Below are 19,706 nucleotides of genomic sequence, written 5' to 3' on the forward strand. Positions count from 1 at the left end.
TTTTACGCGCGTCAAATATTTTATTTGTATCATTTCAAAGCACACTGTGACAAAAAGGATTATGTAATATGGCATCAATAATATCTCAAAAGCAAGACCTGACTTTCTTAAAATGGTCTCACATAAGAAACTCCAGCGGAACTGCCGGCACATTTTTGAAATCCGAATCCACGCTAGGCGGAGGAAAAACATATTATAAGCTCTCCAATTTTGATCCTGCAAAAGGTGTAATCGGACACGAATGCATAAACGAAATAATCGTAGACAGATTATTAACCATACTTGGTGTAGAACATTTAAGCTATGATCTCATATATGCTGATATTGAAATTGAGGGAAAGATATATACAACTCACCTATGTGCTTCTAAAGATTTTAAGAAAAGCGGCGAAAGCAAAACAGCTTTAGACAACTATTATACAGTAAATGCAAATCCCGGCGAATCACATTACGATTTTTGCGTCCGACAAGGCTTCAAGGAGTATATAGACCGCATGATTGCCATCGATTTCATTATACTTAACAGAGACAGGCATGGTGCAAACATAGAAATTCTGAGGAATTCAAGGAAACACACTCTCAGAATTGCTCCCTTATTTGATCATGGTCTGTCACTTATATATTCATGTATGACTGATAATGACGCAATTGCATTTGATGTTTTAGCTGATAAGCCATGTCAAAATTTTATAGGTTCGAAATCCTGCCTTGAAAACTTGGAATTATTGCGAAAACAGGATTATCTATTTTCCGGAAAGCTTGACATAACCGACAAATCCTACATATTTGAAGGATTGGACGGGGTATTATCCAATGTTTACATAGAAAAAATTTGGGAAATGATTAACAAAAGGTATCAGATATATGAAAAGCTATGAAATTTTCGATGAAGAAAAAAATATTGCCATAGGAATTCTTCTTTATTATGAGAAGGAAAAAAACTTCATTATCGAACTTCAAGACAATCTTGATGAATGGTCTGCGCCACTTCTTTTCACCAATTATGTAAATAATGGCATTTTCACAGTTCCTCGAGAAATCAGCTTTCTATGGGTAAAAGAACGCATAATTCCAAGCGGACGCCAGAATATTAGCAGCATTCTGAAAAACCATCATCTACAGGAATATGATGAAATGGCATTTTTAGAACTGTCTCATGGGAGATGTTCTCAGGACTATTTATTCATAAAAAAAACTGACATCTTACCGGACTACATTATCAGAAGGCAACGCCACAATCTAACTGAATGCACAGTCTTGGATAACAATTCTATCTTATGCTTTTTTGCTGACGACACAATCCGCAAGGTACAAATAGAATCATTAACTCACACGCATGATATCAACAAAATTCTTACAAACGATGCACTGTTTAATTCCTGTAAAGTAGGAACAGGCGGTTACTCCATAACTTTCAACGATTCAATTGACATCCCGTCAAGTGAGCTCTATAAAGTCGGAACCAAAATCCCTCTTTCACCAAAGGACTTTCTTGCATTTGTCCGGAGTAATCTCTTAGACACAACTCAGTGCTGTGAACTGCTTGAATGCACAAGACAAAATTTGTCCTACATGATAAAACAAGAGCAACTATCTCCTGTAAAAAACAATGTGAAGGGTAATCTATTTTCAAAAGGAGATGTGATAAAGAACATGTGGTAAATATATATGTTATGATGTAATGGTCAAAAGAAAATCAAGCAACTTTCGCAATTCTAAAACATCCGGAGGGGAACATGAAGAACTTTGAGACTTTATGCGATCTAATTTCAACAGTTATAGAAGCTGATTATCCCTACAGAACAGATAATTATGAGCCGCGTCTTGCCAAGCTTTCAACCACAATTAAAACCGATGGCTGGAATGCTGATGAGCTTTTGCCGCTTTTTGATAAAAGCTTCGCATCCGATCCACAGCTCTATCTCATGATTCTCTCAGCTGTTTACTGGGCAGCTCCCGATATGAAATATATGTATAAGGTCGAAGAGATAATCATGACCGGAGCTGTAAATATGAATATGTCTGCAGCACTTCATTTCCAGACCTATCATCAACGTTTCCTGAACGGCGCTTTGGATGACTACGCTATTCGCAGAACACTTCACAGATATATTTCGCAAAGATATACGAAAGAACTTGATGTGAATATTGAGATGATTCCTTATGAAAAAAGGGAGCATAAATTTGCAGTAGTAACGACGTATCAACTCTTAGGTTCCAGACACGCTCCTACTAACATCGTATTATCTGCATGTCATCACCTGCAGAATCATTTTGGCTATAAAGTTCTGTTAGTTGTTATTGGCGAACCCATAAATACCGAAGAGTTCAGTAAAATCTGGACCGGCGACATCATGTGTCCGAACTACACTGACAGATGGGGCGCATATGCAATAGATTATCACGGTCAACTGATTCATTGCTATCAAATTGATATAAATAGTGCTTCCAGAGATGATATGCTTAGCTTTATCGGAGAGCTTTATAGTATGCACCCGGAATTCATCTGGCAAATAAATGGCCTCCCCAGAATGGATCAGATATGGAAATCCATGACTACCTACGTTGCCATGCCTGTCACTCACGGCCACGAAGTTTCAGACGCGCACCTCCTTGCAAGATATCAGACAGGTGATATTCTTCCAGAAACAGAAAAATATATTGAAGCAATGGGGCAAAAGACTTTATTCTTCCACTTCGCAGGATTTGGTGCCGAAGAAGAGGTACAGGATATAGATTATTCAAAAAAAGGATTTGGTATTCCGGAAGATGCCTTTACCATAGGAATAATCGGGAACCGTATAGAACGCGAGGTTAACGATGAGTTCATAGGTGTAATGGTATCTGTTGCGGAGCAAAATGACAGCGCGTTTTTTGTATTTATAGGAGATATCCAAAAGGAACTACCTGATATAATTGAAAGTCGCTCACTAAGACTTGGTTATAGGAAAGATTTTCTGAATATACTAAAAATATTAGACCTTTTCATGAATCCAAAAAGAGCAGGCGGATCAGGCGGTGCTACAAGAGCTATGAACGAAAGAATTCCAGTTATAACACTCCCTGACTGCGACGTTGCATCCTTTACAGGACCAGACTTCGTCTGTGCTGATTATGACGAAATGATAGCCACCACACTAAAATACATAACAGATAAAGAGTTCTATAATTTGCAATCTGAAAAAGCATTTGCGAAACGACAGACTCTTTTTTCAACCGATACTAAAAGTGATATGCAAAAAGTACTGGACAAAATACACGAAATCGCAGAGAGACAATGACTCTCTGCGATTTATTTAAAATACTCCCATTTAGCTGGCAACTTCATTCAACACTAGCATCCAAAATCATCACCGGTTTCTCAAGCTTATTCATCGTCCAGGCAGCTATACTCCAGTCGCCATAATACGCATCGCATATATCATAGATATCATCCAGATCATCGAAGTTAACAACCACGCAATTATCGCTATTCATATACATCTGAACAATCTCATGATATGGCTTTATAAGGTCTTGCCTGATAAACTTAAGCTTTTCTTCTATGCCTTTTTGGACGCAGAAAACCAAAAGAATCTTGTCCTTATTTCCCTCATAAACATCAAGATTCCTTTCGAGCTTATCAACCAGTTCCTCTCCATCTTTTAAAAGGCTTGCCGTTCCAAGAACTGAGAGGAGGACTTTTTTATGACTGCCATCATGAGAAATGGACAGTTTTTGGATTTGTTTTCGAACATTATCCATTTATGTTTTATTACTTTCCAAGTGCTGCATCTTTTCCAAGTTCAGCGCAATCCTATTAATTGCAGCAATAGCCTTCAAATCTTCCTTTGTAATGTCTTTTGATCTATACACTACATTTAACTGATTATTCTTACTGTTTCCTTCAATAAATGTACTTACATTACAGTCAAATAAATCTGATAATTTCTTAATAATACCAGAACTGGGTTCACGCTCTCCCTTTTCAATTTGAGATATCAAGCTCTGATCAACTTCTAAATAATCAGCAATTATCAATTGCTTAAAACCGTAACTCTGCCGTAATTCTTTGATTTTATTTCCCACTTCACCCCGTGACATAAAAACATCTCCTCAATGTATCATTACTATATCACCTGTTCGCCATATTTAATGTCGGTACAACATACAAAAAACATGGCGCAATATTAACACAAATCCCCAACTTCAAAAACAGTAAATTCCGTGCTATAAACTATTGAATACAATTATGTCAATAGAAAATCACTCCAAAAACTCAACATTGGAATAATGAAGTATCCTCTCCTCTTCCGGAGGCAAAGTCATATATTCCCCAAAGCTTTTAGTTAGTACTGCATCTGGATCATTAGGTCCAAAAAACTCAGTATTTTCAAACTTAATTTTCTTCAACGGAAATAAATCATCTATCTCAAAACATCTATTAGTTATATATAAATCTGCATATACCGCCCTGTTTATTGAACTAAGACTTTCTTTCATTAAATCAAATTCAAAAAACATTTGGGTGCACCATTTGAGTTGTTCCAATTTTTTTTGCATTTCCTTATAATCCAATAATCCTAAAGCCTGCCTCCTTACTATGTATTTAAAAAATTCATCTTCCTTCCTGCAGTATTGCTCCCCTAAAACAACTTTCTCCAATCTATATAAATCTATTGATAACCCATGGTGAGAATAATAGTTATCCTGAATATAATGATCACACCGCGCTATAGTTTTTAAATCCTTCACATGCGCCCATGCATGAAAATACCTTGGTTCCGATTTTTCATCCTCTAAAAATAACCAATCCGGAAGTTCCCTTCTAAGACATGTTAACGCAACATCATAGTACTCATTAAAAACGCAAAAATCGAAATCATCATCCCACGGAATAAATCCCCCATGTCTAACTGCACCTAAAAGCGTGCCATTTATAATACTATGAGGAACATTATTTCTATTAAAAATATCCTCAATTATAATTGCCATCTCCACAAGACGATTTTGTACATGCTTTAATTCATATCCCATAAGCTAGCACCCTGGACTCTTTTTACTGCCCTTTTAATAGCATCTTTAAAGGGATTAGTATTATTAAAACGATTATTGCAGTGCATCATCCATTCTAATCTCATTAAGTATTTCTCTATATGGACGATTTTTCCCAAATAAAAGCGTAGTGCCTAGTACAAACCCCTTCACTCCAAGTGGCGCATATTCCCTTATTTTATCCATCCCACAAGCACCATCCCAATAAATTTCGAAATCCATCTCCTTCTTAAAGAGCAACAATTTTTCATATTTTTCGTTCACATAAGGCAGGAACATCTGGCCTGCATTCCCTGGATTTACAGACATTACTAAAACTTTTTTTACAATCCGAAGCAACATCTGTACCGTTCCCACACTAGTTCCCGGATTGATTGCTATACCGGGAATAATCCCTGCATCAATTATTTTTTGTAGTGTCGTAGAAGGATGATACTCTGCTTCAGGATGAATATATATCGTATCACCAGGTCTTAAAGAATTAATAAATAAATCAATCGTATTAAGCGGATGCTCTACCATTAAGTGTACATCCAAGGGTTTATTAGTCAGTCCTCTGATACATCTCAAATCATTTAGCGACATTGCATAATTCCATACATATCTACCATCCATGATATCAATGTGGAAAGAATCAATTCCTCCCTCATCAAGATCACGGACTTCCTTCTCAAGATTCCGATAGTCTGCGCACATCATAGATGCCATTAGTTCAATCATTATTTTCTCCTTAATAACGATAGTATCCCTTCCTATATAAGCAGTATGGAAGGCTCATTTCTATATGCAGCCACTTCATCATATTTAATATCGGCCATTTCGTCGATTTCCTTTATCGACCTAATAGTCCTATCATCGTTAATTCCCACCTTTTGAAGCAAATTACGCTGACGTTCAGCACTCCCCCACAATTCTATGTCCGGATCCTTTCGTTTTATCATATAGAACTGTTTCTCATAAATAATAGACAAAGCTATCCCATGAAAAGAATCTGTACAGACTGCCTCTGCTCCCCTTATTAGTGAAATGAATTCCCCTGGACCAGCATCATCCACAGTATGGAAAACACCTTCTGTTTCCAATTCATCCTCCTCATCGTAATGTCCCGATGTAATAAATAAAATTTTTTCCGCATGGTATTTCTTCATCAAGTAATGCATCAATAATTTGTGCGGACGCATTCTTCCCAATGAATAGCAAAATACATACTTTTCTTCGCAAATGCGTTTACCTGCTACATTATTCCATTCATCCGCAGTTAATAACATCGTTGGATCTATCGCTACGCCTATTTTTTTTGATGAAAACCTTTGCAATATAGAGGCACTTTTTGACTCCCTAACTGCCACAAAATCAAAATCACGAATAAGAGCACCTATTCTCCTATAAACATCAATAGATTCTGATCGTGTCTCATCAAAAACACCACTAGGTGCATAGGCAATTTTCCTCTGATCTAGCCTTGCAAAATTCAAACAATAAACCTCATCAAACCATAAAGGATTCCATATCTGATCACTCCCACAGACAAGTAGTTCACAATTCTTAGTTACATCTGCAATTTCTGATGTAGTATAACATTGATCTGACAGTTTGATATTACTCCTGATAAATTCCATAAACCGAGAAATTCGTGTGCTTTCACCGCCTTCTATTACACGAATCCTGTAATCACGTTCATATTGTAGTCTTTCAGAAGAATTTCTAAATAGCACATTCTCATCAGGGGTAGGTTTCCTATATCGAATTACAATTGGTTCATAGCCACATTTTTTTACTATCTCCTGCATAGCATAGCATTGAAGAATCTGACCATAATTAGTTTTACCATTGTTATAACACCATGTTAGTATGGCTGCTTTTCCTTTTTTGCTCATATTCCCTACCACTCATAACAATAATCGATAATATCATCAATTGCCAAAACAGACGTGTTACAGCCTATTTTTTCCCGTATAGCATCACGAATCTCATAAAAATATATTGGTGTAACAACAATAGCATCTACCATAGGCCAATCTGCATCAAAAGAAAGACACGTAATCCCAGGAAACGTGTTTGATACTTCAGCGGCATTTCTATCAATCATATACACAACATTTGTATCACTACCAGATAATTCTTCCATAAGACTTCTGCCCAATGCCCCCGCACCATATATAGCTATATTTGTCAGTAGATTATCCTCAAAATAATGACTAAGATTCCCACCTATAGCTTTAATATGCAGCCATTTATTTTGAAGTTGAAATCCCCAAAAATAAAAATCCGTACTATCAAGTCTAATCCTTGTACCCATTTTTTCATCCTTACTTCGGTCTTGCCATTACAGCATGTCTGATATCTCCAACTAATGTTTCTCCAGGCTCCAATACCACTGTCGTACCTGTTGTAAAACTAATATTCTCTATTATACATTTTCCTTCTATCATCGTAATGCATTCTAACGTTTTACTTACATTAGTATATTCGTTTGCATAAATAATTCGCTGTACTACATATCGTCTTTCTTCAATTGGAGAGTCGCCCATGGGATAAGCCTTAGATTTCAGTTGTGGTTTCAATGCTCTTAAAGCTTTTTCCACATGTAGTTCACGCTTGTTTCCCTCTGAGTCAATTCGATTATAATCGTAAATACGATATGTCCATGGACTATTTTCTTCAATTTCGTATAGCAAACATCCCGATGATAACGCATGTATAGTACCTGCCTCCACGTAAACATAGTCGCCTTTTTTCACAGGCAATCTGTCCACAACCGAAAGAACATCATTCTGCTCCATTTTTTCCCTGAATTCTTCTTTACTTGCTGCTAAGCAGCCATTATATATCTCTCTGCTTTCAGGTGTATCTAAAAAATACCATGATTCATTTTTCCCATACTGAGCATGTTCTTCATTCACAGCCATTTGGTCATCCGGATGAACCTGGATACTTAAGTCCATCTTAGGTTCCACCAAAGCAATAATAAGCGGGAATTCATCATACATTGATAATCCGTACTTATCTCTTACGCTCAAAAAATATTCCTGAAAAACCTTCCCTTTAAACTTCCCGTTTAAAATATGATTTTCCAAACCCTTTTCGCAGCATAAAGAATAGAGATGACCAATGTTGGGATGTTCTCCTTTTGCAAAAGGCATCAGCCTCTGACCTCCCCATATAGTCTCATGTGCAACAGTGTCTAATATTATCACTTCTTTACCTCTTCAAATCAGTTCATAAACTACATCTTCAATAGAAACCACTTCTGTATCTTCTCCATAGCAATTTCGAATATTATATTTGATTGCATAAAAAATATTTGCAGTCGTTACAACCATTACATCAAATGACACCGTCTTGTCACCTATCTGCACAATTTCCCTATCTCCGAGTCTTCTGGCAAATCGTTCCATGAGGCAAGTCACTTCAACCATGCCTTCAGAAAGCTCTTTGTCAAGCATTTCCCCTATATACCCTATTCCATATATGCCTATTTTCTTGTACCCTTTTTTTATAAAATATTCTTCCAAAGACCTTCCTGTCTGCTTTATTTTGAGCCAAGCTGCTAACGTGTTTTCATTTGTCATATAGCGGTATTGCTCACCTCTGTTCCAAAACGAGCTGTCAAAATATGAATCTGCATCAAAAGCCTTCTTATTTTCCTCCTTGGGATAAATCGAGCAGTCCTCGCGCTCTCCCAAAAGGATTTCCAATTCACACAGATTTTGAAGCAGACAAAAATCTGGCTTTACTCTATCACTACCCAAAACAATGATCTTTTGAGCTTTCCCTCGTTTGATTATCGTAGCTTTTAATTCATCAAGTTTACGTTTTAATCTTGCATCAAGCCAAGCTTCGGACCTAGTCCCTGTTCTGTATAACCTAGCTTCCGTTTCAAAATCCAACAGATATATCTGCTGGTCGCATCCCTTATCCTCATCAGCAATAATGAATTTATCTATCGTCTCATATACAGACTTTACAATTCTCTCATTGAAGAATATAGAGTCAAGGATATCCTCCATCCAAAGAAAGTCATTGCTGCCAATTATAACAATTTCATATCCGTATATTTCTTTGAAAAGGTCTAATATCTCATCTTCGATTTCTTTTCGCACTTCATCCGCAAGGATAAACGCATCTGATTCACGGATATTTATTATTTGACTTGCAAGTAATCTTATGATTCCTGCCGTAAATCTTGGAAACAGTCCTTTTTCTCTAAACGTTCCAAGAACGTTTTTCAGACTTATGGGAATTTGCCGAACCTTTTCCGAATTACATGACAGATTGCATCCCCTAAGATAGTGCTTAATCAACGGCTTGTTTATAATCTTAAATCCATCTGCCATGGCACTACAAAGGTATGCTGCCTTAATATCCTCTCCAAAAAAGTTGTCCAATTCTATTTCAAGCCTTTGCCAAAGCTGCTTTTTTATCGCTTTATCCCAAAGAAAAGTAGAAACATTTTTTATTAGTCTCTCATTATCTTCCGGAATCACTGAATAATTACTAACGTCTAATGTCCCATCCAATAGATTCTGCTCATAGCAGTAGCAGATAAGCTCTAGCGATTCATCCTCCGAAATAGCATTGGAAATAACCTCTAATGCTCCCTCGCATAATTCATCATCCGAGTCCAAAAAAACAAGCCAATCTCCCTTTGCAATCCGGATACCAAGATTCCTTGCACTACCTTGGCCTCTGTTATCCTGTTCACGGTACACAAATCGGGCATCCAAATTATACGCCAAACAGATATCACCGGTTTTATCAGTTGAACCATCATTGATAACAACCACTTCAAAATCGGCGTTTTTTTGAGTCAGAACACTGTTAAGACAGTTCCTTATGTAGTTTTCTGAATTATATGCCGGAATTATTACACTTATCATTTGTCTCAAATATTTGGCAATACCTCATCAATTAGTTTTAAAACATCTTCAAGCCCACTTACTTCCAATTCAAAAGCATCTGTAGTAAGTCCCATGTTCTTTAAGCTACAGAAAGAAATATCCGTAGAATTCCAAACATTCCTCACCCCGTTTGAAAACGGATACAATACTATTCTTTTGCACTTAGCGTGGCAAGTTATATCAAAAAATCCGCTTCTAATGCCTATGACCGCAGCGGTAAGCTCCATTAACTTCACAATTTTAGTAAAATCAAGGCTTACTGAGACGGTACCCGGAATAAAGTTCTCTTCTCCCGATTGTCCAACATTTATAGCCACGCTATATCCTTTACTAATTATGTATTGGGCTATTTTCACCCAATTTTCCTGAGGGAGAGACTGCAGTGAATATGAAAAAGGACTAATTAATACCGTCTTCCCAGGGACAAGCCCTTTTTCGGCTGCAAAACCATTAGCATCAAAACCTTGATCTGAGAAATCATAAAAATCAGGCCCATCGCTTTCATTCAAGTGAAAAACCATGTATTTGAAAGTATCAATAAATGTAAAGTCTTCACTTTGTCTGATAAGACACGGATTAAATCTAAAACTTCCTTGCCAAATAGTCATTGGGATAATGTCCATTTCTTTTTCGCCAAGAAAAATCCATGCCGTCGCAATAGCCTCATACTCCAGAACCGATAATTTCTCTGTGGGTTTAAGGTCAAGTATCTTAGATAGAGTATCATCTGTATGAGCATTACAAATGATTACCGGGTTCTTTATTTCGTTCTTTTCACAGTACTTTCTAAAGAAAAGCGACAATAAGTAATAATCACCCAACGGACAATTTGCGTAAAAAAATATTGCATCATTTCCATATTTATTCTTTAGTTCTTCGTACTTTGCTACACCAATCTCGACCAGACGCTTGTTTCTTTCGAGCGTCGGTTTATCTATCACAAAGATATCCTCTCCTTCAATGTAGCCATATTCCTCGCACTGTTTTACCATGCTCTGACTATACTTCGGAGAATAGATAATTATTGCTATTTTGTTGTCATGCCGTTTCGAAATATCACCAGGTGCAAATATCTTAACTCCTTCAACTTCCAATCCCTGCTTTTTGGAATCATTATCCAGTATTCCTTCTACAGCATATCCTTTTTCCTCAAGTATTGCCTTAATCAACAAAATATGATTAATGCGTCCCATCAGATATATTCTATGTCCTATGCTATAGTTATACCGGTGCAGATTTTCGATTGCGTTCTTTAAATAATCACGCATTAACCAAGAACCCCTTTCAAGATGTCATCCGCCACGTTATTCCAATATAAGGTATCTTCTTTTCTTTTAATATCAAACTCAATTTCACGTACATCTCGTGCGCCATACATTATTTCAAGGCTACCAAACTGCATGTCACACCTATGCCTTTCATAATCAATCTCTCTTACAGCCGGATATAGTATTATTTTTTTACATTCTGCATTCCAAAGAACATCACAAAGTCCGCTTCTCATTCCAATAAAGTATCCTGCCATCTTAAGAAAATCCATACCTTCCTTAAGCAAAAATGATACCGTCTGCGCACCCTCAATGAAATTTTGTTCATCTTTTTCATGCATCGGAGATGGGTCTACATTTATTGCCAAGGAATATCCATTGTCCAAAAGTCCCTTTCCCAGCCGTTTCCAAAAGCTTTCCGGCGGCTGAAAAGGAATGCTGTAAGCAAAGGGAGATAATACTACAGTTTTCTTGGGAATTAGATGTTTATCTGAAAAAACAGATGCAACCATCTCAAGATCATAGTCAAACTTAGGGGGATTTAAAACAGACTTATCATCCAGTCCATAAGTATAATATATATAAGTATCCATGAATGAAAATCTTGGATTCAGTCTCATGCAGTCACGATTAAAATGAAATGCCCAATCCCATATTGGTAAGATGTGCACATTTTTTAGTGAATCTCCAAGAAACATATACAGATACTCAATGGCAACAATTGATTCCCTATCAAGAGTATCTATCTGCCCAAAACCGTATATTTCACATATTTTTCTGGTAGCACCAGTCCCTATACACACAAAATTCGTAATTCCATGTTTTCTGTTATATTCCTCAATATATCCAGCAAACAGATAATTATCACCTATTGGTCCATAGAAAAGGTAACAAAACACATCTTCCCCATACTTTTGCTTATATTCTTCCAGAATATCCCATGCTTTTTTTATATAAGCAATCTTCTTTTGTTCCGACACCCCCTCAAGAATAAAGAGATTGATACCTTCCTGATATCCTTCGCGAATCATCTGTTCTCGCATTTCGCACCAGAAACGTTCTGAATAAATAATCAGCGCAATCTCTTCCTTAGAAAATGCAAAAAAATCCATGGGATCATGAATCTCAAATTCATATCCTTCAATATCGTATCTGCCGGCTTTTTTCGTATCGTTATCGACCATTCCGCAGACAGAATAGCACTCTGTTTCCAGCTCCTGCATAAACTTATACACATTAACAATATTGCCCATAAAGAAAATCTTTCTTCCTTTGAGCACCCCATTCTCAATAAGTTCATGTAATTCAGCGGCAGCACCTTTTTCTATTCTATTCATCCCGTCACCCGACACTAAGACCTAAGAAAGATATCACATCTTCATCGCCTAAATCATATCTTGGCTCTGATACTTCCGGAACTTCTCCAAACCTGTATATGTCAAAGCACAGAAGTTCTTTTTTGGTTACACCTTTTACCCCCAAGAAATTTTCGCCTCTTGTATCATAGGGAATCTTTAATGAAATAATCGTCATCCTTGAAGTAAACTCATAAAGGGCATAGTACTTTAACATAAGGTGAATATCTTCAATTGGCATTTTCTCGACGCTGCACATTCTTTGGGTAAAGAGCTTAACAGATTTTTCCACTCCACTATCTGCAGTTACAAGTACGACACTGTCAGCCTTCTTTTTTTCGATATGCTTATCAAGATACAACAATGCATAATAGTTGTACTCTTCATTTATATGCGGGAAAACAATATAAAGATCTGCATTATAGAAAGCATCCAGTTTCTCCCAGATTATCTTCCCCTGTTCTGCCCTTTTAAAGTGTTCTTCGAGATTGATCATCCTTTTATCCTCACCCAAGCATGGATTATAGTGTCTCGTCAATTACTATCTTCAATCCTTCAAGTCCTTCGTTTCTTTTACATTCAACACAATGGCTCATTCTTAGTCCTGATGGCTTACTGTCATTAAGTAAAATCCGTTCTCCCATAGGTATTTCGAATTTTATATCATTAAAACGTATGCCACTATCCTTCAAGAACTTAACAGTCTTTTCTCTGGCGCCTTCTTCTCTGGCAGTGAGTATAAGAATATAATCATCTTCAGGTATACTTTGCAAAAACTCTTTCGCGCCTGGGAGCCAATGATCCTCGCCTGTTTTATATCCATTATGCTCTACCAAAGTTCCGTCAAAATCAAAGATCCAGGTTTTACTCAGTGTTGACATAGTAAGCGTCTGCTGCATTATTTCACCTTTCCACTTCTATATTCTTCTATCCAATCGTTCCATAAGTATAAGCCATTATAAAAAGCAAGGCACATTGAATCATAATCTTCCCAACAATGACTTGCCAAAGACAACCACACTATGGCATGAATCAATTTAATCTTTCCAAGATTACAATCACCAACTGTATCAAGGAAGTAACCTGTTAAATGTTCCCATCCGCTCTCATGTATTTGATAGTTAACCGCACTGTCAGATATTTCAAATTCAAAATTCTTGATATTAAATTGATCAAAACAGCCCTCTATTGAGTAATATAGCTTTGCCCAGTCATAATAAAGATCCCCGAATATTTTCCGTTTGCCAAAGTACCCTCTTGCATCGATATAAAAAATTTCACCATCTTCATCTATCATGGTGTTTGTCAATGTGCAATCGCCATGTATCGGTCCAAACTCAGCATCAAACAGATTATCCCTTACATCCTTTTCCAGTTCGTCCTGAAACATAAAGACATTTTTACAACTTTTTCCGTTGATATTTATATATTCATCATTATTAAACGGAATAACATCTCGTATACCATTTATTCTCTTTATAGTTTTAGTGAAGTAGTCCTCCTGGAGTCCCATGTAATCCGGAGATACTTTCTCGTATGAATGAAGTTCTTTTATCTTTTCGACAAGTCTATCGATAGTACGTTTCTTCTGCTCATCATCCAGAGTTGCCCTAAATATATTGGTTCCTTTTATCTGTTTCATTGTAAGCGGATCCAGGCTATATATCTCAGGAATTCCGCTAAATCCATACTCTGTTACTTTTTCATACCATCTGCACTCTCTGTCTATAAGTTTTTTTCCCTCAGGAGTAAGTCCGGTCTTAATGACTTTTCCATCTTTAAATTCCATATGATTATATGGTCTGCATCGATTTTCTCCGGGATCTAATTTTATTAAATCTTCTATTGTACCGGTTTCATGAGAGCCATACATATTCATATCTTTAAGTGGAATGCCGCTGTCCTTTAACCATACTGTAAAGCTTCCTTCTTGCGGAAGACTCATAAGCCTTTCCTTCTTATCAAACATGAAGCATCCTGCGACGCCACGTTCCACAGAACTGATTTTCTCAAGAATTCCGTTTTCAAATCTCCAGCTGCATTTAAAATCGCCTGATATCCCAACATAACATGGTGCAGATTCTTTAGGGAACACATAATCATCAGACAAGATCAGGTCACACCAAATAAGCATAAAAGGTGTGTCATCAGGAATATAATTCATTGCATCTTTAATTCCGGCACCATTTCCCTTCCCATTAGCTTTTAAAAATAAATAGTCAACATCTGCAAATGTCCTTAAATAAGTATTTAAGACATCATATTTGTAATCCCCTATGACAATAAACTTTTTGTCTTTATACTTTTTAAAGATATGAAATATTATCGGTAGATTGTTTACAGGAACCAGTGCCTTCGGGCGGTTCTTTGTGAGTTTTCCAAGCCTAGTACCAAGTCCGCCTGCCTGTACAACTATGTATTCTGCCTCCATTATTTATCTGTCCTTTCTTACATCTATAGCCTGTCCGGTATAATCTGCTAAAACTGCATTTATTGTCGCATTAGCATCAATCAGTTTTTTTCCGGAAATCTTTACAAATTGCTTGGGGATATTGCCTCCAAATCTTTCCCATTTGCCACCGGCAAGTATAATCATTTGCGTTTTTGCCATTATATCCGTCCTTGTCCAAGCAGTTTAACGGACTAATTCACCATTTCTCAAATCTTCAGTCTTTCCAAGTATTCAGAAAGCGGCAGTTCTTCTTCGTTGACTACCTCCGCTTTACCCACACATTTGTCAAATATCTGGTCGTAATAATCCTTTTCCAATGCCTTAAGATATGCTTCATCAGTAATCTCATATACCGCTGAGGTAAGTTCATCAGTTTCAAAATCGTAAGTAAACCAAGTATAATCCGGACGCCGTATAAATGTTACTATGCTGCCTTCCTGCTGAACCATCATTGTATTGGAATTTCTATTATTTAGCTCTTTATTATCCTCTTCCCTAAATAACTCATCCAATCTCTCAAATAATTCACAATGTAACGTCATTGTATCTACTCTATATACTTTTCCTTCATTTGACATAGGAAAGAAATAGGCATATCCATCAAAAAACTTAGGAGCATACCATAGTCCACGAGAAGGAAGAATTACATTCTTCACTTCTTTCGTATTAATATTCCATATTGAAACATAGCCCGTATCAGAATTAAAATCTGTCATCCATATTTCTTCATCACGCGAAGATATACTAAGTATTTTTTTTACAAAACCACCCGTATAAATAATCTCATAACCATTCATATCATTATCGAGGAACAAGAGAGAAGATTCTCTAGATATCGGAATAAAAAAACCTCCTTTATAATTAACGTATCCATCCACGAAAAAGTAATCTGGACTGTCTCCTTTTCTACTTTCATTACGAAAATCATCAATACAAAAATCAAGCATTTTTACTTCATTTGTTTCCGCGTCTATCCGAACTATCACAGGACATTGATATCCCACGGCAAAAAAGTATTTTTCATTTACTGCTGATTCCCAAAAAAGTATATTACCATTCAAATAATCCTCATTCAGATTAATCTCTATTTTCCTCAGCTCATTTTTTTTTATATCAAATACACTAACAATATTGCTTTTCCCTGACATAAAAAAAACTTTTTTTCCTATTATCCCGCATTTAGTGTAAGCATATGATCGATATTTTGCCACTTGATGATCTGTTAATATTCTAGGTTCTCCACTACTATCAATTCTGTATAATGCAGTTTGATTTGTATCTCCGCAAAACTTTATTCCCTCATACTCCACAAAATTATAAGCAGCTACTCTGCAAATTTTTTGATACATTTTTCGCTCCCCTAAAAAATTATTAACTGCAAACAATGCCAATAAAACGGTCTTAAATCATATAGCTATCTCATTCACATATACCCAAATCTTTAATCTTGTAATCCGAAATTGCCAAAATTGCATCTCCACCAAATTCCTTGGTAACGCATACCAAATTACAAAAGTTTGCAACGGAATCTCCTATTTCCGGACCAGACAAGTATTCTTTAAACTTATCTTTAAGCAAGCCTTTCTCATCTACGATGCTATAATCATCGAATTCTTTATCCGTATATGTTCCCCAGTTAACCAATCTAGTAAAATTCACACAATCAGCTCCTAACTTCTTGGCTAATGCAATTACTGCCTTTACCTCATGAACATTAACAGCAGATATCACAAAATTGATATGAAACGTCTCAATCACGTTACGCTTTCTAAGTTTACCAATTTCTTCAAGATTTCTAATTAGTCTTTCCCAATTTCCTCCTCTACGAACTTTTTCATATGTTGATTTAGATGCCGCGTCAATCGAAATACTGATTCCAACCTTTTCATAACCTTTTGTATATTCCTCAAATTTTTGAAGTGTAAAAAGATTTCCGTTGGACAGCAACATCAACGATTGTTTGCTTTTACCCGATTTAATCAGCTCTCTATATGTATCACATAAAAACACCTCTCCGTTTCCAGCATATAAAAGTTTTTTTATATCATTTATAAGCACTTCTTTTTTTACTATTTCGACTAATTGTTTTGTATTATCGATTTCTCTATCCGACGGAATATATATTGCATTCCTACACGAAGCGCAATAGAGATTACATCTTTTATCAATATTTATAGCCAACACTTTTGGCATGGATGGTTTAATACAATATTCAGGATTCTTCACATCTCTTTCATCACATTTACAAATTTTGGAGAAATTTTGTAGCATAGGACACTGTTCCCAATTACAGAATGTATATGTTCTATTTATAACAGAAAGCCAAAAGATTCTTGAGAAGATGGAATAATAAGCTTCATCAAAATGATCCCAATATAGATTTCCGCTATAAGAGGAATTCCACGACGGGCAACAGAAACCCATATTCCCATTCTCATGTATCTGAAAAAATTCAAATGCAGCACTGCATATTGGTACATCTTCTTGATATTGTTTATCCAAATAGGTTTTCAATAATAATTCAGAAGGCTTAAGAATTAATCTATCATAAAAAACAAAATTTTCTCTCTTAATTCCCCTTTTCAACAGTTCTCTCTCAACATCTCTAAATTGTTCACGCACAGTAACAATAAAAAAACACCCATCATTAAAAGGAAAATCATTTGCTTTATAAACAGGGATACCACTGATTACTTCTCCATCAGTTGCAGCATTATCAATTATAGCTCCAACACTATCAAGCACATTAGGACAATGACTTAGCAAGTCTCTAAATCCAAATCCCTTTCCCCATATAATTATTGTTTTATTACTAGACACTCTTTTTAAATCAAAATCTAAACTTTTAAATAATTCTGTAACCTCTATAAAGTCTTTGTATTCTATAAAACCGCTACTCTGCAAAACTTTTTTTGCCATTAGGATATCCGAAGAACAGATATATACAAACGCATTTTCAGGAGTTAACCCATCTAAGCTAACTTCTTCCTCATTTATATATCCATCTATAGCTATATCATTAAACACATACTCAAAATCTTTTTGACGCTTTCCAACACCAATTATATAATTTTTTCTCATTTGCCCTTCTTCTTAAAGATATGCGTACAACACTGTATCATAAAACCATGTAGAATAATGTCTGATTTTTAACTTATAATTCGGAACAAGACCGTGAATATATAGTGGAATATCTATTAAATCCTCCGGCTTATGATAAAGACAGATTGCAAGTCTTGGATTATATCGCTTTATCGTTTCCTTTGCACCTTTTAGTGCCATTAGTTCAGACCCCTCAATATCCATTTTAATAAACGAGCACCTACCACCATTAAGCACACTATCAAGAGAACATACCGGGACACTGCTTATCGCACTATCATCCTCTTCACAGACCGCTGTTCCAGTGCCATTATCACCACCTCTTTTAAAATGAAGCACTGTATCACATTCCCAAAGTCCTTTATTTATTATTTCAAGATTCTTGACATTTGTCTCCCTCTGCTTATCTAAACATAGTTCATAATTTAGTCTATCTGGCTCAAACGCTAAAACTCTATCACAACTTTGCGCAAACTCTGCAAAATCTTTCACTGTAGATAAATTGTAAGCCCCAGCATCTACATATACTTCATTTTCACCTCCAGTCCATATATCACTATCAAAGTACTCCCTCTGATTAAATATATATAACGCATTTACGTCAGGAACGAAAATGTGTTCTTTAGGCACTCCTCTAGATCTAAGTTCCTCATACATTGACTTAGCGTTTATTCTTGAGGTAATAATCACAGTTGCTTCTTCCAAACCATAATAATCTTTAGGTCGATATATTTTAATTCCACAGAGTTTGTTGTCATTTGCATAGTTATCAATTATTGCCACTGGTAGAATTGCGGCAGCATCTAACAGTGAAATATACATCGGACAATCATGCCCCGCACCAAAAAGAACTACATCTTTCTTTATTTCTCTTGTTTTCAAAAATGTAATCACATCATATTTAGAATAGATGTCATAATGATCTCTAATTTTGTTCCACATATAAAATGCATTGTCAAAATCCATCAGTTCATATTTTTTCAACAATGCATGAATAAACCTAACATCCGATGATAAATTAGCGAATAGCCTATACCTAAAAACATCTCTTGACAAGTCATCCTCCAAAATGGCTTCAACTATTTTTGTTTTTTCAACCAACTCAGCATCAAACATTTATTCCTCCCTTACAACCTACTAAATATTAATAGAACATTATAGTATCCTTATTGAAACTTGGCACGAATCAGCAGCAAACCCAGTATATTCATAACTTATTCAATATTTAGTTGCTGTTTCTATAAATGCTGTATATTCACTTTCCTTATTCCACCCTGGATAATTAATAAATTCATCAAAATTAATCTCCGTACCTCTTACTATACGACCTTGACTCATCAATGTATCCAAAGCTTATTTAGTTGAAGAATACAAATCACAATCAATATGCATAAATGCAACATTTTCTTTATGAGCCTCTAAAAAATCTGTCAATGTTGCATCAAATAACCCCACTACTAATTCCACATTTTTTCGTACCTCAGGTATTTTTCCTTGCCGCAAACTTCCTTCATTGAAATCCGTTGAAGCAGTGAACCAATCCTCTGGTAAACCCTCAAATGAATCAAAACCGTATATTGTCTGTCCTAACATC

21 protein-coding genes are annotated in these 19,706 nt (G+C 36.0%); 3 read left to right on the plus strand and 18 right to left on the minus strand.

Annotated elements, in window-relative coordinates; genetic code table 11:
* The first annotated feature begins 68 nt into the window (after nt 1-68).
* The 3 genes from BV60_RS0114275 to BV60_RS0114285 all read left to right on the plus strand — a co-directional run bounded on the left by BV60_RS0114275 (nt 69) and on the right by BV60_RS0114285 (nt 3,281).
* The gene (locus BV60_RS0114275; RefSeq protein ID WP_029322795.1) at nt 69-878 is read left to right on the plus strand and encodes a hypothetical protein; all 810 of its coding nucleotides are present in this window, start codon (nt 69-71) and stop codon (nt 876-878) included.
* Nucleotides 865-1,662, plus strand: coding sequence for a hypothetical protein (locus BV60_RS0114280; protein WP_029322796.1), 798 nt, complete (start codon nt 865-867; stop codon nt 1,660-1,662). Before BV60_RS0114275 ends, BV60_RS0114280 begins: the two co-directional genes overlap by 14 nt.
* A 74-nt stretch (nt 1,663-1,736) precedes the next feature.
* A complete protein-coding gene (locus BV60_RS0114285) occupies nt 1,737-3,281 on the plus strand; it encodes a hypothetical protein (protein WP_029322798.1) in 1,545 nt (514 codons plus the stop codon).
* Between the two features lie 43 nt (nt 3,282-3,324).
* Here BV60_RS0114285 and BV60_RS0114290 read toward each other — a convergent pair whose 3' ends face one another.
* The 18 genes from BV60_RS0114290 to BV60_RS23520 all read right to left on the minus strand — a co-directional run bounded on the left by BV60_RS0114290 (nt 3,325) and on the right by BV60_RS23520 (nt 19,705).
* The gene (locus tag BV60_RS0114290) at nt 3,325-3,744 is read right to left on the minus strand and encodes a hypothetical protein (protein ID WP_029322800.1); all 420 of its coding nucleotides are present in this window, start codon (nt 3,742-3,744) and stop codon (nt 3,325-3,327) included.
* Nucleotides 3,745-4,083 carry a helix-turn-helix domain-containing protein gene (locus tag BV60_RS0114295; protein WP_029322802.1) on the minus strand — a complete coding sequence of 113 codons (339 nt, stop codon included), beginning with the start codon at nt 4,081-4,083 and terminating at the stop codon, nt 3,745-3,747.
* A gap of 162 nt (nt 4,084-4,245) precedes the next feature.
* The gene (locus BV60_RS0114300) at nt 4,246-5,016 is read right to left on the minus strand and encodes a LicD family protein (RefSeq protein WP_029322804.1); all 771 of its coding nucleotides are present in this window, start codon (nt 5,014-5,016) and stop codon (nt 4,246-4,248) included.
* A 72-nt stretch (nt 5,017-5,088) separates the two neighbouring features.
* Nucleotides 5,089-5,757 carry a ribulose-phosphate 3-epimerase gene (locus tag BV60_RS0114305; RefSeq protein WP_156036104.1) on the minus strand — a complete coding sequence of 223 codons (669 nt, stop codon included), beginning with the start codon at nt 5,755-5,757 and terminating at the stop codon, nt 5,089-5,091.
* A gap of 29 nt (nt 5,758-5,786) precedes the next feature.
* Nucleotides 5,787-6,911: a polysaccharide pyruvyl transferase family protein gene (locus BV60_RS0114310; RefSeq protein ID WP_029322808.1), complete on the minus strand. Its 1,125-nt coding sequence runs from the start codon at nt 6,909-6,911 to the stop codon at nt 5,787-5,789.
* Nucleotides 6,912-6,916: 5 nt separating this feature from the next.
* Nucleotides 6,917-7,333: a hypothetical protein gene (locus BV60_RS0114315; RefSeq protein ID WP_029322810.1), complete on the minus strand. Its 417-nt coding sequence runs from the start codon at nt 7,331-7,333 to the stop codon at nt 6,917-6,919.
* A gap of 10 nt (nt 7,334-7,343) precedes the next feature.
* Nucleotides 7,344-8,231: a type I phosphomannose isomerase catalytic subunit gene (locus BV60_RS22140; protein ID WP_051656754.1), complete on the minus strand. Its 888-nt coding sequence runs from the start codon at nt 8,229-8,231 to the stop codon at nt 7,344-7,346.
* A gap of 12 nt (nt 8,232-8,243) precedes the next feature.
* Complete coding sequence (locus BV60_RS22145) at nt 8,244-9,914, minus strand: glycosyltransferase family 2 protein (protein WP_051656755.1); 1,671 nt, start codon at nt 9,912-9,914, stop codon at nt 8,244-8,246.
* 5 nt (nt 9,915-9,919) lie between these two features.
* Nucleotides 9,920-11,203 carry a nucleoside-diphosphate sugar epimerase/dehydratase gene (locus tag BV60_RS0114330; RefSeq protein WP_029322814.1) on the minus strand — a complete coding sequence of 428 codons (1,284 nt, stop codon included), beginning with the start codon at nt 11,201-11,203 and terminating at the stop codon, nt 9,920-9,922.
* A complete protein-coding gene (locus BV60_RS0114335) occupies nt 11,203-12,540 on the minus strand; it encodes a hypothetical protein (RefSeq protein WP_029322815.1) in 1,338 nt (445 codons plus the stop codon). Before BV60_RS0114335 ends, BV60_RS0114330 begins: the two co-directional genes overlap by 1 nt.
* Nucleotides 12,541-12,544: 4 nt before the next feature.
* Complete coding sequence (locus BV60_RS0114340; RefSeq protein WP_029322816.1) at nt 12,545-13,054, minus strand: hypothetical protein; 510 nt, start codon at nt 13,052-13,054, stop codon at nt 12,545-12,547.
* Between the two features lie 25 nt (nt 13,055-13,079).
* The gene (locus tag BV60_RS0114345; RefSeq protein ID WP_197029570.1) at nt 13,080-13,439 is read right to left on the minus strand and encodes a hypothetical protein; all 360 of its coding nucleotides are present in this window, start codon (nt 13,437-13,439) and stop codon (nt 13,080-13,082) included.
* 17 nt (nt 13,440-13,456) lie between these two features.
* Entirely contained in the window at nt 13,457-14,989 is a 1,533-nt protein-coding gene (locus tag BV60_RS0114350) for an NTP transferase domain-containing protein (protein ID WP_029322818.1), read from the minus strand.
* Between the two features lie 3 nt (nt 14,990-14,992).
* On the minus strand, nt 14,993-15,169 hold the full coding sequence (locus tag BV60_RS23215) for a hypothetical protein (protein WP_156036110.1): 177 nt from the start codon (nt 15,167-15,169) through the stop codon (nt 14,993-14,995).
* Nucleotides 15,170-15,216: 47 nt separating this feature from the next.
* The gene (locus BV60_RS0114360; protein ID WP_197029571.1) at nt 15,217-16,401 is read right to left on the minus strand and encodes a hypothetical protein; all 1,185 of its coding nucleotides are present in this window, start codon (nt 16,399-16,401) and stop codon (nt 15,217-15,219) included.
* A 28-nt stretch (nt 16,402-16,429) separates the two neighbouring features.
* Nucleotides 16,430-18,091, minus strand: a complete 1,662-nt coding sequence (locus BV60_RS0114365) for a radical SAM protein (protein ID WP_029322820.1) — start codon at nt 18,089-18,091, stop codon at nt 16,430-16,432.
* Between the two features lie 12 nt (nt 18,092-18,103).
* Nucleotides 18,104-19,228 carry an FkbM family methyltransferase gene (locus BV60_RS22785; RefSeq protein WP_081846703.1) on the minus strand — a complete coding sequence of 375 codons (1,125 nt, stop codon included), beginning with the start codon at nt 19,226-19,228 and terminating at the stop codon, nt 18,104-18,106.
* 237 nt (nt 19,229-19,465) lie between these two features.
* The gene (locus BV60_RS23520; protein WP_051656756.1) at nt 19,466-19,705 is read right to left on the minus strand and encodes a hypothetical protein; all 240 of its coding nucleotides are present in this window, start codon (nt 19,703-19,705) and stop codon (nt 19,466-19,468) included.
* Between the last annotated feature and the right edge of the window lies 1 nt (nt 19,706).

This window comes from Butyrivibrio sp. AE3004, from assembly GCF_000703165.1.
GTDB lineage: Bacteria > Bacillota > Clostridia > Lachnospirales > Lachnospiraceae > Butyrivibrio.

Excerpts from the sequence above, each read along its gene's own strand:
- BV60_RS0114300 (WP_029322804.1), bottom strand. The coding sequence starts at position 5,016 with ATGGGATATGAATTAAAGCATGTACAAAATCGTCTTGTGGAGATGGCA.
- BV60_RS23215 (WP_156036110.1), bottom strand. The coding sequence starts at position 15,169 with ATGGCAAAAACGCAAATGATTATACTTGCCGGTGGCAAATGGGAAAGA.
- BV60_RS0114340 (WP_029322816.1), bottom strand. The coding sequence starts at position 13,054 with ATGATCAATCTCGAAGAACACTTTAAAAGGGCAGAACAGGGGAAGATA.
- BV60_RS0114295 (WP_029322802.1), bottom strand. The coding sequence starts at position 4,083 with ATGTCACGGGGTGAAGTGGGAAATAAAATCAAAGAATTACGGCAGAGT.
- BV60_RS0114345 (WP_197029570.1), bottom strand. The coding sequence starts at position 13,439 with ATGTCAACACTGAGTAAAACCTGGATCTTTGATTTTGACGGAACTTTG.
- BV60_RS0114335 (WP_029322815.1), bottom strand. The coding sequence starts at position 12,540 with ATGAATAGAATAGAAAAAGGTGCTGCCGCTGAATTACATGAACTTATT.
- BV60_RS23520 (WP_051656756.1), bottom strand. The coding sequence starts at position 19,705 with ATGTTAGGACAGACAATATACGGTTTTGATTCATTTGAGGGTTTACCA.
- BV60_RS0114310 (WP_029322808.1), bottom strand. The coding sequence starts at position 6,911 with ATGAGCAAAAAAGGAAAAGCAGCCATACTAACATGGTGTTATAACAAT.
- BV60_RS0114350 (WP_029322818.1), bottom strand. The coding sequence starts at position 14,989 with ATGGAGGCAGAATACATAGTTGTACAGGCAGGCGGACTTGGTACTAGG.
- BV60_RS0114285 (WP_029322798.1), top strand. The coding sequence starts at position 1,737 with ATGAAGAACTTTGAGACTTTATGCGATCTAATTTCAACAGTTATAGAA.
- BV60_RS0114280 (WP_029322796.1), top strand. The coding sequence starts at position 865 with ATGAAAAGCTATGAAATTTTCGATGAAGAAAAAAATATTGCCATAGGA.
- BV60_RS0114275 (WP_029322795.1), top strand. The coding sequence starts at position 69 with ATGGCATCAATAATATCTCAAAAGCAAGACCTGACTTTCTTAAAATGG.
- BV60_RS0114365 (WP_029322820.1), bottom strand. The coding sequence starts at position 18,091 with ATGAGAAAAAATTATATAATTGGTGTTGGAAAGCGTCAAAAAGATTTT.
- BV60_RS0114290 (WP_029322800.1), bottom strand. The coding sequence starts at position 3,744 with ATGGATAATGTTCGAAAACAAATCCAAAAACTGTCCATTTCTCATGAT.
- BV60_RS0114315 (WP_029322810.1), bottom strand. The coding sequence starts at position 7,333 with ATGGGTACAAGGATTAGACTTGATAGTACGGATTTTTATTTTTGGGGA.
- BV60_RS0114330 (WP_029322814.1), bottom strand. The coding sequence starts at position 11,203 with ATGCGTGATTATTTAAAGAACGCAATCGAAAATCTGCACCGGTATAAC.
- BV60_RS22145 (WP_051656755.1), bottom strand. The coding sequence starts at position 9,914 with ATGATAAGTGTAATAATTCCGGCATATAATTCAGAAAACTACATAAGG.
- BV60_RS22785 (WP_081846703.1), bottom strand. The coding sequence starts at position 19,228 with ATGTTTGATGCTGAGTTGGTTGAAAAAACAAAAATAGTTGAAGCCATT.